The sequence below is a fragment of the Nonomuraea sp. MTCD27 genome, from assembly GCF_041950495.1.
Lineage (GTDB): Bacteria > Actinomycetota > Actinomycetes > Streptosporangiales > Streptosporangiaceae > Nonomuraea.
This window is the reverse complement of record NZ_JBGNUW010000003.1, coordinates 468,909-483,960: the sequence shown is the minus strand read 5'-3', so window position 1 is coordinate 483,960 and position 15,052 is coordinate 468,909. Positions and strand designations below refer to the sequence as shown.

The window sequence follows — 15,052 nt, the reverse complement described above, 5'->3', positions numbered from 1 at the left end:
GAGACCCCATGGCGTACTACCGGAAGCTTCCGTCCGGGAAGTGGCAGGCCACCGTGTACAAGCCGGACGGGACTCGGGTCACCCAGTCGAACCGGCTCAAATCGGTCGTCCAGGCGTGGGCGAAAGACCTTGAGGCGAAGTACGACCGCGGCGAACTGCGCGACCCGAAGGCGGGCGAAATCCTCATCCGCGACTGGTACGCCAAATGCTTGGAGCTCGGCGGCGGCGAACTGCCCACCCTGGACAAGCAGGGCTCGCTGTGGCGGACGCACTGCGAGCCGGCGTGGGGCGACTGGCCGCTCAACGCCGTCAAGCGGGATGAGGCGGTGGCGTGGGCGAAGGGGCTGCGGTCGAAGCGCCGCGCCAACGTCAGCCGCAACCGGGTCGGGCCCGCGCCGCTGCTGGCGCCGCGGACGATCCACGACATCGCGTTCGTGATGACCGCCCTGTACAAGATGGCGATGGAGCAGAATCCGCCGGTGGTGAGCTACAACCCGTTCGAGCGGCTGCCCCTGCCGAAGATCGAACGCGGCGAGGTCAAGTTTTATGAGCGTCGCCAGGCTGCTGCGCTGTACGCGGCGGTGGAGCGCCGGTCGGGGCCGCGGTCTCGGCTGCTGGTCGAGCTCGGCATGGATGTCGGCCTGCGGCAGGGCGAGATTTTCGGGTTGCATGCCGATCAGGTGGACGTGCTGCGGCAGCAGGTCGCGGTCGTGCACGTGATGACCCGGCACGGGCTGCGGCCATACCCCAAGTCGAAGATGTCGCATCGGGTGGTGCCGGTGCCGCCGCCGATCATGGAGCGGTTGGCGCCGCTGGTGTCGGAGGCGGCGTGGGCGGCCGACTGCACCTGCCGCACGATTTTGCAGGACGGCACCGTCCGGGAGGGGCGCGGCCCATGCCCGGCCTTGATGTTCCCGGCGCCGGAGGGCGGCCCGATCGACGACGGCAACTTCCGGGACCGGGTCTGGTATGCCGGGGTGGAGCGGGCGCGCATCTGCGGGCACCGTGCGTCTCAGGACTCGCCGTGGGCGGATGAGCCGCCGGGCTGCCGGCCGGAGTGGTGCGATGTGCGGGCGCACATGATCCCTCGGTGGTCGCCGCATGTGATGCGACACACCGCGGCCAGCTGGTTGGTGCAAGCGGGCGTGTCCCTTTACGAAGTACAGATGTTGCTCGGCCACGAAGATCCACGCACTACGCAGCGTTACGCCCATCTGATGCCGGGGGCGCATGACGCGGTGCGTCGCGCGTGGGCCACTCGCGACGATCACGCACGTACAACGCACGCCGTCCCGTGAAAGCGCGAAACCCCCGGAGTTTGATCTCTCTCCGGGGGTGTTTCCGCTGGTGGGCGATACTGGGATCGAACCAGTGACCTCTTCGGTGTGAACGAAGCGCTCTCCCGCTGAGCTAATCGCCCGCCCTGCCGGCTCCTCGCGGTGCCGACGGGGAAAACCATACCGCACTCCGGGGGGTGCTGGCGAAGCGAATAGGCCTGGGGGCGATCATGGGGGCGCCGGGAGGGCCCGCCAGAGGGATTCGGGTGAAACGCGGCGGTTGCCCATCGGCACGGCACGCCCGTGGCATACCATCGTCGTGTCCCGGAAGGTATCGGCCACGATCTTTTGACGAGAAACGTTCATGGACGGCCCGTCCGGGGCAGGCTCCACAGCACGCAAAACCCTTGTAAATACGACCCGATTGATGCCGTTTAGCCTGGTAGATGCCTAAATGTCCAGCTGTGATGTGCGTTACAGAAGGCCCTGGAAGCGGAATCTTTCCTACAGGTTTCTTCGTTCCGCGTCATAGCTCAGGACGAAGTCCGTCAGAGCAGTGAAAGCCCCGAAGAGGGGACCTACGACGAAAAGGTTTGGCTGACGATGAACAGCACCACCGTCTCCGCCGAGCTTGGCCTTCGGCTTGTGGTCCCCGACCGTACTACCGTCCCCCTGCTCGCCGGACTGAGTTACACAGCCGACGATCCGTACGCCATCCGCATGGCCTTCCACGTAGGGAACGACGAGCCGGTCGAGTGGATCTTTGCTCGCGAACTGCTGACAGTAGGCATCGTGAGGCGTGTCGGCGACGGCGACGTGCAGGTGTGGCCCGCACGCGCCGACGGCGAACGCACGCTGCACATCAGCCTCACGTCGCCGTTCGGACAAGCACTCTTCGAAGTACCGCTGGCCCCGCTCACCGAGTTCCTCCACCGGACCTACGAGAAGGTGCCGGCGGGGCGGGAGACAGACTTCATGGATCTGGACGCCGAGTTGACCAACATGCTCTGGCCGTCCTAGCAGCGGCGCAGTCGCACGAGCCGTCCGGCAGTCTCCAGAAGAGGCCGGACGCGATCATGCAGGGGGAGGTTCCGTCGCCGGGGCCTTCCCCGGCGGCGTTCCAGGGGGTGCCGGCCCCTGCCCCTGCCCGCCGGCCTACGCCCTAAGCCCTACGGCCTACGCCCTACGCCGGGAGCTTCTCCAGGGCCTGGCGCATCCGGGCGATCTCGATGCTCTGGCCGGAATAGACGTCCTTGGCCATCATCCGCATGCGCTGGTCCCGGCCGCCGGCCAGCTCCTCCCCCGCCATCTTCACCGCCCCCTCGTGGTGCCTGATCATGAGCTGGAGGAACAGGCGGTCGAAGGCGCCTCCCCTGGCGCCGCGCAGGGCATTCAGCTCCTCCTGGGTGGCCATCCCGTAGCCGGTCGCCTGCTCGTGGGCGTGCTCGGCCGGGATCGGGCGGCCCAGCTCGGTCAGCCAGGCGCTCATGGCCTTGATCTCCGGTGTCTGGGCGGCGGCGATCTGGCGGGCGAACGCGCGGATGGTCTCCGTGGTCGTACGCGCCTCCACCAGGGAGGTCATCTCCAGGGCCTGCCGGTGATGCGGGATCATCCCCTCCGCGAAGCGTACGTCCGAGGCCACCGTCGCGGCGGCCGGCCGGCCGACCCGCTCCCCCGGCGTCGCCGTACGGGCTGCCGCGCCCGGGCTGCCCGGCACGATGACCGGCGCCCCCGTGCCCACGGGGGACGGCCCTGAGGGCTCGGTGGACTGCTGAGAGCAGGCTGTAAGAGCAAATGTCGCCATAACTGTGATGAAGACCGTACGCGGCCGCGAACCTGCTGACATAACTTCCATAGTGAGCTACGAGACAAAGGGGAATGCGCGTTGATCTCTGCCAAGTTGCGCGGAGCGTTGTTGTGTACGGTGCTGCTGCTGGCTTCCGCGTGTGCCGCGGAGTCGCCGGCCACCGGGGAGCAGCCGCCCGCCACCTCTCCGCAGGAGACCAGCGCTCCAGCCGGCACGCGCGCCGCGCCACCCTCGGGCGACGTGATGATGAGCGACAACGTCAAGCAGGTCGCCAACATGCCGAGGACGGCCCCGTTCAACGGGGAGGGCGCCTTCAACACCGACCTGGCCTTCCAGGGCGACTACGCCTATGTCGGGAACTTCGGCGGTTTCACGATCTATGACATCAGCGACCCGACGAAGCCCGAGCTGGTCAGCCAGGTGTCCTGCCCGGCGCAACAGAACGACGTGACGATCTACGGGGACCTGCTGGTCCTCTCGATCGACGAGCCGCAGGCCGGCGAGGAGTGCGACTCCGGCGAGGGCGGCCGCGAGTGGGAGGGCCTGCGGATCTTCGACGTCAGCGACAAGAAGAGCCCTCAGTACGTCGGCGCCGTCAAGACCGAATGCGGCTCCCACACGCACACGATGGTCCCCGACGGGGACACGCTCTACGTGTACGTCTCCTCGCCCGGCCCGGAGCCCGACTCGGCGACCTGCCCAGCACCGCACGAACTCATCCAGATCGTAGAAATCCCGACGAAGTCACCTCAGTCCGCAAAAATCGTGGCGAAGCCGGATATCTTCCCCGAGCGCCAGCACTCCGAGCTCGCCTCCGGCTGCCACGACATCACTGCCTACCCGGAGAAGAAGCTGGCCGCGGCCGCCTGCTTCGGCGACGGCGTGCTGCTCGACATCAGCGACCCGATCCGGCCGAAGGTGCTCCAGCAGCTCACGGACCTCGAGAACTTCCAGATCTGGCACTCGGCGACGTTCAACAACGACGGGACGAAGGTCGTGTTCGGCGACGAGCTGGGCGGCGGCGGCCAGGCCACCTGCGACCGCAACACACCGGTCACGAAGGGCGCGAACGCCGTCTACGAGCTGGTGGACGGCAAGCTGGAGAGGCGCGGCTACTTCAAGATCCCGAGGGAGCAGCAGCCGAACGAGAACTGCGTGGCCCACAACGGCTCCCTGATCCCGGTGCCGGGCAAGGACATCATGGTGCAGTCCTGGTACCAGGGCGGGGTGTCGATCTGGGACTTCACCGACTCGGCGAACCCGAAGGAGATCGGCTTCTTCGAGCGCGGCCCGCAAGAGGGCGCCGGCATCGCGGGCACCTGGTCGGCCTACTACTACAACGGCTACATCTATTCCAGCGACATGACCGAGGGCCTGGACGTCCTGGAGATCGACGACCCGCTGACCGACCCGGCCAAGCAGGTCAAGATGGACGACTTCAACGTCCAGACCCAGAAGTCCTACTGACCGGCCCTATACGGGCCAGTGTGCGGCCGACCGCGCCGCCGCCCCCGTGATGGCGGCGCCGTCGAGCGTGATGGCCGTGGGCGCGATGCGTGCCCACGGCCATTCCACGGTGAGCAGGAGATCCGCGGCGGGCGGCAGCGGAAACAGCCACAGTGGCATCTGATAAAGCGTGAGTCTCGCATCGCCGCGCACGCCCCCGGGAAACCAGGAAAGGCAGGGCGGCGCGCAGTCACGGTCGTCGCCGGAGGCGACTTCGAGACCGTTCGGATAGCGCAGGGCGACGTGCAGCGACGTGCTCTCCTCGCCGGAGAAGGCCGCGTCGAGCTGCAGTGCCAGGCCGCGCGGCGCGGCGTCGTTGCGGGCCACGACGTCGAGGTTCAGCAGGCAACCGACGTCGTACGCCTGGATCATCGGCAGCAGGACGACGAGAGCCGGAGTGCGTGCGAGCACGCGCTCCACGGTGACGATCGCGCCCATTCTCGAAATCGGCGGCACCGGTGCGCCGCCATCCCCACTCATATCGAACTCACTTCGGGTTCGGGCGATTCTGCTGGGAAGCGTAACGCCGCTTTCCGCGAGGCCGGGAGTGGAACCGGGAAAATGTAGGACGAATATAGGACACGCCTGGCGGGGGTGCGGGGGTTCGGCCCTCCCGCCAGTCGACCGGTCCGCCGGCGTGGCGGCGCCCGGCCCGGCTCACGCCCGTGGTGCCGGCGACGAGATCGAGGATGACCCCGATGCCCGACATGAAGTCGCAGTCGCCCGGGCCGTAGCCCCTGTCCGGCTGGGAGCGCGCTCGGCCGCGGGCCGTCGCGACGAAGGAGCTCTCCGTCGGGCCGCCCTGGAAGGTGAGGTCCGCCCATGGGCTTCACCGTGATCGCGCTCTCCATCGCGATCGTGATCTCCTGCCCGTCGGGTCCGGGCGGATCACCGGCGGCTCGGAGCCGGTGGCGGGGCTCGGCGCGCCGCCGGAGGCCGCAATACGGGCGGTGGCGCTGTCGGAGTCGATCCCGGGGGCTGGAGGGCGGCGACCAGCAGCGCCCGAGGCCACCTGGGCGGTGGGCGGCGCGTCCGGGGGCTCGCCGAGCAGCTCCAGCAGCACCGAGCGGGCGCTGGGCCGCCGCTCGGGCTCCTTGGCCAGGCACCGCGCCACGATCCCGCGCAGCGGCTCGGGTAAGTCGCCCAGGTCGGGCTCGCCGTGCAGGATCCGGTACGCCGCGGCGGCGAACGTGTCGCGCCAGAACGGCGGCGGCACTGCCACGTTCGCCTCGCGGGTTCGGGTGTGAGGCCCGGGACCGGCCCCGGGGTTCCGCCCGCCGCCACGCCCGACCGCGCGGACCTTCGGCGGAGGACGGGACGGGCGGCCTGCGATCAAGCGGAACGGGCGGAACGGGCGGAACGGGCGGAACGGGCGGAACCGCGATTAGGTCACGGGTTGAGGTCCGTGGCGGAGCGCTCGGCGAAGATCCGCATGGCCTTCGTGGTGATCGGGCCGGGGGCGACCGGGAGCTCGGTGTCGTCCACCAGCTTGATCGGCTGGATGTCGCGGGTGGTGGAGGTGAGGAACGCCTCCTCGGCGTCGTACAGCGCCTGGAGCGGGACGTCGGTCTCCTCGCCGCCGCACCATTCGAGCACCAGGGCCCGGGTGACGCCGGCCAGGCAGCCGGAGGCGAGGGTCGGGGTGAGCAGGCGGCCGTCGCGGACGATGAAGACGTTGGAGCCGGTGCCCTCGCACAGGTTGCCGGCGAGGTTGCCGAAGATGGCCTCGCCGCCGCCGCGCTTCTTGGCGTGCAGCAGGGCCTTGGCGTTGTCGCCGTACGAGGTGCTCTTGACGCCCGCCAGGGCGCCGCGCTCGTTGCGCGGCCACGGGACGACGGTCACGTTGGCGGCGGCCGGGAACGGCTTCTGCTCGTCCACGATGACGATCGAGGTGGTGCCCTGGTCGCCGCGGTCGGAGCCGAGCGGGCCGGGGCCGCTGGTGTAGGTGACCCGGATGCGGCCCAGCGGCCAGGCGGGCGCGGCGTCCAGGAGCTTGGCGATGCCGTCGGCGATGGCCTCCACGTCGGGTTCGGGCAGGTCCATGCGCTGGGCGGAGAGCGTGAGCCGGTCGAGGTGCCGGGTGAGCGCGAACGACTTCCCGTTCACGATCTTGATGGTCTCGAAGACGCCGTCGCCGACCATCACTCCGTGGTCGAACACGGAGACCGTGGCCTGCGCGGGGTCGATCAGCTCCCCGTTGACCCAGACAGGGATGTTCATTCAGATTCCTCCTGTGGATGCCAGCGCTATCAGCCTGGCTGCTTTGAGCTCGGTCTCGAGCCATTCGCGCCCGGGGTCGCTGCCCCAGGTGATGCCCGCTCCCGTGCCGAACCGGATCTCGCCTGCCGAGATCCAGAATGTCCTGATGCCTACGGCCAGCGCCGCCCTTCGCCGGTCGGCGTCGACCCAGCCCACGGCCCCACAGTACGGGCCCCGAGGTGCGGTTTCGAGCTCATTGATGATGCGCAGGGCGGACGACTTGGGCGCGCCCGTGACAGATCCGGGCGGGAAAGTGGCCGCGAAGAGCTCCGGCCAGCCCGCCCCCGGGGCGAGCCTGGCGCGGACGGTGGAGACGAGGTGGACGAGCCCGGGGTGCTCCTCGATCGCGCACAGCGACGGCACCTCGACCGAGCCGACCGCCGCCACCCGGCCGAGGTCGTTGCGGACGAGGTCGACGATCATGACGTTCTCGGCGTAGTCCTTGTCGAGGAGGTCGTCGGCGGTCGCGCCGGTGCCCTTGATGGGCCGGGACTCCACGACGTCGCCGTCGCGCGACAGGTAGAGCTCCGGCGAGGCCGACACCACGCTCAGCCCCGGGACCTGGATCAGCGCGGAGTAGGGCGCCGGGTTGCCCTCGGCCAGCCGGGCCGCCAGCGCCAGCGGCTCGGCGTCGTGGGGCACGGGGGCGGTCAGGATCCGGCAGAGGTTGGCCTGGTAGACCTCGCCCTGCTCGATGTAGTCGCGGATGGCGCGCACGCCGCGCTCGTAGGCGGCCCGGTCGAGCGAGCTGCGCCACTGGCCGGGGTGGGGCCCGTGCCAGGGGGCGGCGGGCGCGGGCAGGGGCGAGCGGCGCACCCGGTCGAACCGGGCGCACGTCACCTTGCCCTCGTAGTCGACGACGACGGCCCACCAGCCCTCGCCGTCGAGCGCGGCGAGGTCGGAGGTCACGTCACGCAGGCCGGTGGCGAGGTGGTGACCTAAGTAGGCGAAACCGTCGTACACACCTCCCATTCTCCCAGCATCTGGACAAGCTCCAACGCAGCGGTCAGTGGCGCCTCGGGAAGGGCCGCGTACACCTTGCGCGCGGGGGCCATCCCGCGCAGCGGCCGGAGCACCAGATCCGCCGGTACGGCCCGCGCCGCCAGCTCCGGCACCAGCGTCACCCCGAGCCCGGCGGCGACGAATCCGAACTTGCCCGACCACTCCGCCACCCGCAGCCCGCCGCGCGGCGTGAACCCGGCCGCCGCGCACGCCGTGACCAGCAGCGTCGGCTGGCCGCGCGGGGCGGCCTCGATCCAGGTCTCGCCGGCCAGGTCGCGCAGGTCCACGTCCGGCTCGGCGGACAGGCGGTGCCCGGCGGGCAGCGCGACCAGCAGCCGGTCCTCGCGCAGGAGCACCGTACGCGCCCCGTCGGCGGGCAGCCCGGCCGGGTAGTCGCTGATCACGGCCACGTCGAGCGCGCCCGCCCCCAGCCGGTCCAGCAGCCGGGGCGTGAGCCCCTCGGTCAGCCGCAGCTCGACGCCCGGATGCCGGTGCGCGAACCGCTTGAGCGTGCCGGGCACCAGATCGACGTTGGCCGTGGCGAACGCCCCGATCCGCAGCGTGCCGCCGCGCCCGCCGTGGATGGCGGCCAGCTCCTCGCCCGCGCGGTCGAGCCGGTCGAGCACGGCGACGGCGTGGCGGTGCAGCGCCGCTCCGGCGGGCGTCAGGCGTACGCCGCGGGCCAGGCGCTCGAACAGCGGCCCTCCGGAGGCGCGCTCCAGCGCGGCGACGCGGCGGGAGACCGCCGACTGCGTGTAGCCGAGCAGCTCGGCGGCGGCGGTGAACGAGCCGCTCCTGGCGACCTCGTCGAAGAGCCGGAGCGTGGCGGTGTCAAAGGCATTCGTGTCAGGCATGGCTGGCATGCAATCTAGTCGGTGGTGGAATGTCTCGCGTCCGGGTTCACTGGGGCCCGTGATTACTTTTCTCGGACAGGGACGCATGGGCGTCCCGATGGCCCGGCGGCTGATGGCGGCCGGGCACCAGGTGACGACGTGGCGGCGCGGGACCGGGGTTCCGCCGGCCGAGGCGGTGGCGGGCACCGAGCTGGTCATCACGATGCTCAGCGATCCGGCTGCCGTGCGGGAGGTGCTGGCGGCGGCGCTGCCGGGGCTGCGGCCGGGGGCGACGGTGGTGGAGATGTCCACGATCGGCCCGGAGGCGGTGCGCGAGCTGCGCGGGCTGCTGCCGGAGTCGGTGGGGCTGGTGGACGCGCCCGTGCTGGGCAGCGTGGGGCCCGCCGCCGAAGGGACGCTGACCGTGCTGGCCGGCGGGGACGTGTCGGGGTGCCGCGCGGTGCTGTCGGTGTTCGGGCAGGTGCGCGAGCTGGGGCCGCTGGGGTCCGGCGCGGCCATGAAGCTCGCCGTCATGAGCGCGCTCGTGCCCGCCCAGGTGCTGCTGGCGGAGACGTTCGCGTACGGGGAGGCGCACGGCGTGGACCGCGGCGCGCTGATCGACGTGCTGTCGGGCACCCCGCTGGGCACGCTGGCCGAGCGGCTGCGGGTGCCGTCGGCCGAGACCCGGTACTCGCTGGCGCACGCGGCCAAGGACCTGGAGCTGGGCGCGTGGGAGGGGGCCTCGATGGCCGCGGCGGCGCGGGCCAGGCTGGGGCAGGCGCGGGCGGCCGGGCTTGGCGAGCGCGACCTGACGGCCATCGCCGAGCACGTGGCGGGGCCTGTCGCGCGGCGGGCCGTGCCGCTCAACCTCGCCACCATCCCGGCCACGAACGGCTTCTACTCGCACGCCGTCCGCGTCGGCGACATGCTCTACGTCTCCGGCCAGGCCGCCTTCGACGAGCAGGGGAACGTGGTCGGCGAGGGCTCCATGGAGGCCCAGGCCGAGCACGTCTTCCAGGTCATCTCCCGCATCCTGGCCGACCAGGGGGCGACGTTCGAGGACATCGCGTTCATCAGGACCTACCTGACGGACATGGCGGACCGGGTCGCGTACGGGCGGGTGCGCCGCAAGTACATCACCGGCACCGCCCCGGCCAGCACGACCGTGGAGGTGTCGAAGCTGTTCATGCCGGGGCTGCTGCTGGAGGTGGACCTGATCGTGGCGCTCCCCGCCCGCGCCTGACTCAGGCGAGCGGGCCGGTCACCGACTCCACCGCCGACACCACGCCGCCCTCGGCCACCAGGCGCACCGCGGAGTCGATCTCCGGCGCCAGGAACCGGTCGGGGCCCGGCGCGGGCACGGTCTCGCGCAGCGCCCTGACCACGGCCGCCGTCGCGGGCGCCGGCTCCAGCGGGGCCCGCAGGTCGAGCGCCCGGGCGGCCGTGAGCACCTCGACGGCCAGCACCCTGGTGAGCCCGTCCACCGACCTGCGCAGCTTGCGCGCGGCCGACCAGCCCATGGACACGTGGTCCTCCTGCATGGCCGAGCTGGGGATGGAGTCCACGCTGGCGGGCACGGCCAGCCGCTTGAGCTCCGAGACGATCGCCGCCTGCGTGTACTGGGCGATCATGTGCCCGGAGTCCACGCCGGGGTCGTGGGCCAGGAACGCGGGCAGCCCGTGATTGCGGGCCACGTCGAGGAAGCGGTCGGTACGGCGCTCGGACATCGAGGCCAGGTCGGCGGCCACGACGGCGAGGAAGTCCAGGACGTACGCGACGGGCGCGCCGTGGAAGTTGCCGTTGGACTCGACCCGGCCGTCGGCCAGCACGGCCGGGTTGTCGACGGCGCTGGCCAGCTCCCACCCGGCCACGGTGGCGGCGTGCGCGATCGTGTCGCGGGCGGCCCCGGCGACCTGGGGAGCGCAGCGCAGGGAGTAGGCGTCCTGGACCCGGGTGCAGGCGGCCGGGTCGCGGTGGCTGGCCATGATGCCCGAACCGCGCAGGATCGAGACCATGTTCGCGGCGGAGAGCGCCTGGCCCGGGTGCGGCCGCAGCGCCTGCAGCTCGGGGGCGAACACCCGGTCGGTGCCCAGCAGCGCCTCCACGCTCATCGAGGCGCTCACGTCGGCGGTCCTGACGAGCCTGGTGAGGTCGTCGATGGCCAGGATGAGCATGCCGAGCATGCCGTCCGTGCCGTTGATCAGCGCCAGGCCCTCCTTGGCGGCCAGCTCGACGGGGTCGATCCTGGCCTGCTTGAGCGCCTCGGCGGCCGACTGGAAATTCCCGGACGCGTCGCGTACGACGCCCTCGCCCATCAGCGTGAGCGCCACGTGCGCCAGCGGGGCCAGGTCGCCGGAGCAGCCGAGGCTGCCGTACTCGTGCACTATCGGCGTGATGCCCGCGCTGATCAGCGCGGCCAGGGTCTTGGCCGTGGTCGGCCTGATGCCGGTGTGGCCGGTGGCGAGGGTGTGCAGGCGCAGCAGCATGAGCGCGCGCACCACCTCGGTCTCCACCTCGGGCCCGCTGCCGGCCGCGTGCGAGCGCACCAGCGAGCGCTGCAGCTGCGCCCGCAGCGCCGGGTCGATGTGGCGGGTGGCCAGGGCCCCGAACCCGGTCGAGATCCCGTACGCGGGCGTCGGGCTCTCGGCCAGCTCGTCCACCCGCTGGCGGGCCGCCGAGACGGCGGCGATGGCGTCGTCGGTGAGCTGGACGGGGGCTCCGTGGCGGGCCACCCTGATGACGTCGTCGAAGGTCAGCGGCTCCGGACCGACGTTCACGACTCCGTTGTCGCGCATGTTGCGTCTCTCTCACTTAGGTAACCGGCGTAACCGATGTTAGCTCCTTACCGGAGAACAGCTTCGCCAGCCCCTCCCTGCCCTCGTCGGTGAGGACGACCGCCCTGGGCACGTTCCCCCGCCGGTACCAGCCCCGCTCGAACAGCACCTCCGTGATCGCCGCCCCCAGCGCCCCGCCCAGGTGCGCGCGGCGCTCGGTCCAGTCCAGGCACTCGGGCGCGAACCGGCGCCTCGAGCCGCGCGCGCCCGGCACGTCCACGCCCAGCCCCGACAGCAGCCGCTCCCCCGCCTCGGTCAGGTCGTGCCCGGTGTAGTAGCCACCCTCCCTGAGCCGGTCCAGCAGCCCCACCCCGGCCTTCCCGGCGAGGTGGTCGTAGCAGGTGCGGGCCTCCTCCAGCTGCCGGGCCTGCCGGGACTGGCGCAGCGAGCGCACCGGCGGCCGGGCGCTGATCCCGGCCAGCACCTCCAGCACCTCGGCCACCTCGTGCCCGGCCAGGCGGTAGTAGCGGTGGCGGCCCTGGCGTACGACGTCCACGAGCCGGCCGTCGAGCAGCCTGGACAGGTGGGAGCTCGCCGTGGCCGGGCTCACGCCGGCCATCCTGGCCAGCTCCCCGGCCGCCAGCGCCCGCCCGCCGAGCAGGGCGGTCAGGATCGCCGCCCGCGTGGGGTCCGCGATCAGGGCGGCGACGGGCGCGATGTCGGCGTCACGAGCGATGTACTCCATGTCTCCGACGCTAATACCCCGACATTTCGCCGCGCGTCGAAGGGTCCCCAGGCGGGCCGCCCGGGGCCTGACGGACCGGCCCGGGCACGTCGCCGCCCCTGCCCGACGGGCGCCTGCTGATGTCAGCGCTTGCCCAGGGCCTTGCGGATCAGGTCGCGCGCCCGGTCCATCACCGCGACGGGCGTGCCTATGAGCACGTTCTTGGTCATGGACTCCGTGCCGGGATGCGGGCGCGTCGGGGCGAGCGACTCGGCCGCCCGCACCGCCGCCGCCATGGCCCGCCGCTCCACGGTGGAGGTGTGCGCGCGCAGCCTGGCGAACTCGTACCGCTCCTCGCTGCGCGCGTGCGCGCTCACGGCGGCGCGCAGCTCGGCCAGGCCGTCCCAGAACCCCGGGTGGTCCACGCCCCGCTGGTGCAGGTCGAGGAGCAGGCGCTTGGCCTTGTTCTCCTCGGTCAGCCGGTCGGCCACCACGCCCTGGCCGTTGTCGAGCTTCCTGCGCGCGTACGGGTGGACGATCTCCTCCTCGGCGGTCTCGTGCACCGACAGCATGCGCGTCAGCCGCGCGAACGCCTCGCCGACCTTGTCCGGAGGCGCCTGCTCCACCTCGTCGAACAGGTCCCTGATCTGCCCGTGCTGGGCCATCAGGAGCTCGATGACATCTTGTTCAGCCACGTCAGCGCCCGTACCCCGGCCCGTCGGCCGGCACGCGCCCCCTTACCGAACGCGGGCCGTTCGAGGACCGAACGCGGAGGTTGCCCGGCCCGGCCGCGGGTACGCGCAGCGACATGGCCTTCGACCCACTCCAGGAGCGGGGTATCCCGCTGGACGAGCAGCTGCGGAACTGGCGCGAGCTGAACGTCACGCCGATCGATCCCGATCATGCCGATCCGTACACGCGGTGCCGGATCATCACGATGAACGGGATCGAGGTGGAGGCGATCCTGTTCAGCCACCAGCTCGCCCGGCACTGTCCGGACCTGGAGATCAAGCAGCAGCTGGCCCGGGTCCGCTACATCGAGGCCCAGCAGCAGAAGGTGGTCAACTGGCTGCTGCCGGGGGTGTCGTCGGTGCTGGAGACGACGATCGCCTACGAGCAGGTGGCGGTGGACCTGACCGCGTGGGTGGCGCGGATGGAGCCGGACTCGTACCTGACGCAGGCCTACCAGTTCGGCGTGCTGGAGGACTTCGACCACCTCTACCGCTACGCCAACCTGTACGAGATGATCGAGCGCCGCAAGGCGGAGAAGATCGTCGACCAGCTCACCGAGGTCATGCCGGGCCGCCCGACCTACCTGCACCACCGCGACCCGATGGACAACGTGCGCCAGCCGTACGACCGCAGCGTCACCGAGCCGCTGTCCCGGCTGCACGCCCTGACGATCATGTCGGCCGAGCAGCAGACCATGAACTTCTACATGAACGTCGGGCCCATGCACATGGAGCCCATCGCGCGCCGGCTCTACCAGGAGATCGGCCTCATCGAGGAGGAGCACGTCACCCACTACGAGTCCCTCGTCGACCCGGGCGAGAGCCTGTGGGAGCAGCTGCTCAACCACGAGTACAACGAGTGCTACCTCTACTACTCGTTCATGGAGACCGAGTCGGATCCCAAGGTGAAGAACATCTGGGAGCTGCACCTCAACATGGAGCTGGAGCACCTGCGGCTGGCCGCCGAGCTGTTCAAGCGGTTCGACGGGCGCGATCCGGACCAGGTGCTCGCCCCCGCGCTGCCGCCGCCGGTGACGTTCGAGCCGAACAAGGGCTACATCCGCGAGCTGCTCGCCACCCAGATCGACTGCACGACGCTGGGCACGGGGTACGTGCGCGAGGCGCACGAGCGCTTCACCCGGATGCAGGAGGCGGTCATGGGCGGGGAGAAGCCGCCGTCGGAGCAGGTCATCGACGACAACCGGGCGATCTCGGGGCGGGAGTACCGGCTTGAGACGGAGGGGCCGCACCCGGCGGGCCTGCAACTCAGCCGTTAGACCCGGGAGTGGACCTCTGCGCGGCGGGGCACGGTCGCTAGAGTCGGGCCCCATGACCCCTTCGCCATCAGTCGCCCTCGTCACCGGGGCCTCGCGCGGCCTCGGGGCCGTGATCGCCCGCAGGCTGGCCGCCGACGGCCTGGCCGTGGCCGTCAACTACCACTCCGACCGGGCCGGGGCCGAGCGGGTGGTGAGCGGCATCCGCGCCGCCGGAGGCACCGCCGAGGCGTTCGCGGCCGACGTCACGGACGAGGCCGCCGTGACGGGCCTGGCCGCCGCCGTCGCAGAGCGGCTCGGGCCGGTGGACGTCCTGGTGCTCAACGCGACCGGGCCGCAGCCGTCCGTCCCGTTCGAGGACCTCACCTGGCAGGCGCACCTCGACCAGCTCACGTTCTTCGTCAAGAGCCCGACGCTGCTCGTGCAGGCGGTGCTGCCCGGCATGAAGAAGCGGGGCGGCGGGCGGGTCGTGCAGATCGGCTCCGACATCGTGGACCGCAACCTGCCCGGCATGTCCGCCTACATCGCCGCCAAGGGGGCCCAGCACGCGATTTCCGAGGTGTGGGCGAGGGAGCTGGGGCCGTACGGGGTCACGGTGAACGTGGTCGCGCCCGGCTGGATCCCGGTGGAACGGCACGCGGGGCTGGACGAGAGCGAATATCTCGCGGAGGTGCCGCTGGGACGGATGGGCACGCCGGAGGACGTGGCGGCGGCGGTGTCGTACCTGGCCTCGGACGGCGGAGCGTTCGTCACCGGCCAGCGCATCACCGTCAACGGTGGCCACACGTGACCCGGGCGGGCGCAATCCAGTTTGGGGACTCGGCCAGGATTCGCTAGAGTTCTCTCGTCGCCCGGCAGTCGCCGG

At 71.2% G+C, this 15,052-nt stretch carries 15 protein-coding genes and 1 tRNA gene; 6 read left to right on the top strand and 10 right to left on the bottom strand.

Annotated features, from left to right (window positions below; translation table 11 throughout):
* The first annotated feature begins 8 nt into the window (after positions 1–8).
* Entirely contained in the window at positions 9–1,298 is a 1,290-nt protein-coding gene (locus ACBJ59_RS10330; protein ID WP_375109922.1) for a tyrosine-type recombinase/integrase, read from the top strand.
* A 47-nt stretch (positions 1,299–1,345) separates the two neighbouring features.
* On the opposite strand, the gene ACBJ59_RS10325 is transcribed toward ACBJ59_RS10330, so the two are convergent.
* Positions 1,346–1,420 (bottom strand) — tRNA-Val (locus ACBJ59_RS10325).
* A 460-nt stretch (positions 1,421–1,880) separates the two neighbouring features.
* On the opposite strand from ACBJ59_RS10325, the gene ACBJ59_RS10320 reads away from it, so the two are divergent.
* Complete coding sequence (locus tag ACBJ59_RS10320) at positions 1,881–2,297, top strand: SsgA family sporulation/cell division regulator (RefSeq protein ID WP_020547189.1); 417 nt, start codon at positions 1,881–1,883, stop codon at positions 2,295–2,297.
* 163 nt (positions 2,298–2,460) lie between these two features.
* On the opposite strand, the gene ACBJ59_RS10315 is transcribed toward ACBJ59_RS10320, so the two are convergent.
* A complete protein-coding gene (locus tag ACBJ59_RS10315) occupies positions 2,461–3,018 on the bottom strand; it encodes a DUF305 domain-containing protein (protein ID WP_375109921.1) in 558 nt (185 codons plus the stop codon).
* A gap of 144 nt (positions 3,019–3,162) precedes the next feature.
* Between ACBJ59_RS10315 and ACBJ59_RS10310 the strand changes: the two genes are divergently transcribed.
* Positions 3,163–4,551: an LVIVD repeat-containing protein gene (locus tag ACBJ59_RS10310; RefSeq protein ID WP_375109920.1), complete on the top strand. Its 1,389-nt coding sequence runs from the start codon at positions 3,163–3,165 to the stop codon at positions 4,549–4,551.
* Positions 4,552–4,557: 6 nt separating this feature from the next.
* On the opposite strand, the gene ACBJ59_RS10305 is transcribed toward ACBJ59_RS10310, so the two are convergent.
* The 5 genes from ACBJ59_RS10305 to ACBJ59_RS10285 all read right to left on the bottom strand — a co-directional run bounded on the left by ACBJ59_RS10305 (position 4,558) and on the right by ACBJ59_RS10285 (position 8,705).
* Positions 4,558–5,028, bottom strand: a complete 471-nt coding sequence (locus ACBJ59_RS10305) for a hypothetical protein (protein ID WP_375109919.1) — start codon at positions 5,026–5,028, stop codon at positions 4,558–4,560.
* 391 nt (positions 5,029–5,419) lie between these two features.
* Positions 5,420–5,812 carry a hypothetical protein gene (locus tag ACBJ59_RS10300; protein ID WP_375109918.1) on the bottom strand — a complete coding sequence of 131 codons (393 nt, stop codon included), beginning with the start codon at positions 5,810–5,812 and terminating at the stop codon, positions 5,420–5,422.
* Positions 5,813–5,979: 167 nt separating this feature from the next.
* Entirely contained in the window at positions 5,980–6,810 is an 831-nt protein-coding gene (locus tag ACBJ59_RS10295; RefSeq protein ID WP_375109917.1) for an aminotransferase class IV, read from the bottom strand.
* On the bottom strand, positions 6,811–7,821 hold the full coding sequence (locus tag ACBJ59_RS10290; RefSeq protein WP_375109916.1) for a chorismate-binding protein: 1,011 nt from the start codon (positions 7,819–7,821) through the stop codon (positions 6,811–6,813).
* Positions 7,788–8,705, bottom strand: a complete 918-nt coding sequence (locus ACBJ59_RS10285) for a LysR family transcriptional regulator (protein ID WP_375109915.1) — start codon at positions 8,703–8,705, stop codon at positions 7,788–7,790. Before ACBJ59_RS10285 ends, ACBJ59_RS10290 begins: the two co-directional genes overlap by 34 nt.
* Positions 8,706–8,763: 58 nt before the next feature.
* Here ACBJ59_RS10285 and ACBJ59_RS10280 point away from each other — a divergent pair, with 58 nt between their 5' ends.
* The gene (locus ACBJ59_RS10280) at positions 8,764–9,927 is read left to right on the top strand and encodes a Rid family hydrolase (RefSeq protein WP_375109914.1); all 1,164 of its coding nucleotides are present in this window, start codon (positions 8,764–8,766) and stop codon (positions 9,925–9,927) included.
* A gap of 1 nt (position 9,928) precedes the next feature.
* On the opposite strand, the gene hutH is transcribed toward ACBJ59_RS10280, so the two are convergent.
* The 3 genes from hutH to ACBJ59_RS10265 form a co-directional block, all read right to left on the bottom strand.
* Complete coding sequence (hutH, locus tag ACBJ59_RS10275; protein ID WP_375109913.1) at positions 9,929–11,479, bottom strand: histidine ammonia-lyase; 1,551 nt, start codon at positions 11,477–11,479, stop codon at positions 9,929–9,931.
* Between the two features lie 16 nt (positions 11,480–11,495).
* The gene (locus ACBJ59_RS10270; RefSeq protein WP_375109912.1) at positions 11,496–12,203 is read right to left on the bottom strand and encodes an ArsR/SmtB family transcription factor; all 708 of its coding nucleotides are present in this window, start codon (positions 12,201–12,203) and stop codon (positions 11,496–11,498) included.
* Between the two features lie 122 nt (positions 12,204–12,325).
* The gene (locus ACBJ59_RS10265) at positions 12,326–12,877 is read right to left on the bottom strand and encodes a hemerythrin domain-containing protein (RefSeq protein WP_375109911.1); all 552 of its coding nucleotides are present in this window, start codon (positions 12,875–12,877) and stop codon (positions 12,326–12,328) included.
* 113 nt (positions 12,878–12,990) lie between these two features.
* On the opposite strand from ACBJ59_RS10265, the gene ACBJ59_RS10260 reads away from it, so the two are divergent.
* Positions 12,991–14,190, top strand: coding sequence for a ferritin-like domain-containing protein (locus tag ACBJ59_RS10260; RefSeq protein ID WP_375109910.1), 1,200 nt, complete (start codon positions 12,991–12,993; stop codon positions 14,188–14,190).
* Positions 14,191–14,242: 52 nt separating this feature from the next.
* Positions 14,243–14,977, top strand: a complete 735-nt coding sequence (locus ACBJ59_RS10255) for an SDR family NAD(P)-dependent oxidoreductase (protein ID WP_375109909.1) — start codon at positions 14,243–14,245, stop codon at positions 14,975–14,977.
* The last annotated feature ends 75 nt before the right edge of the window (positions 14,978–15,052 follow it).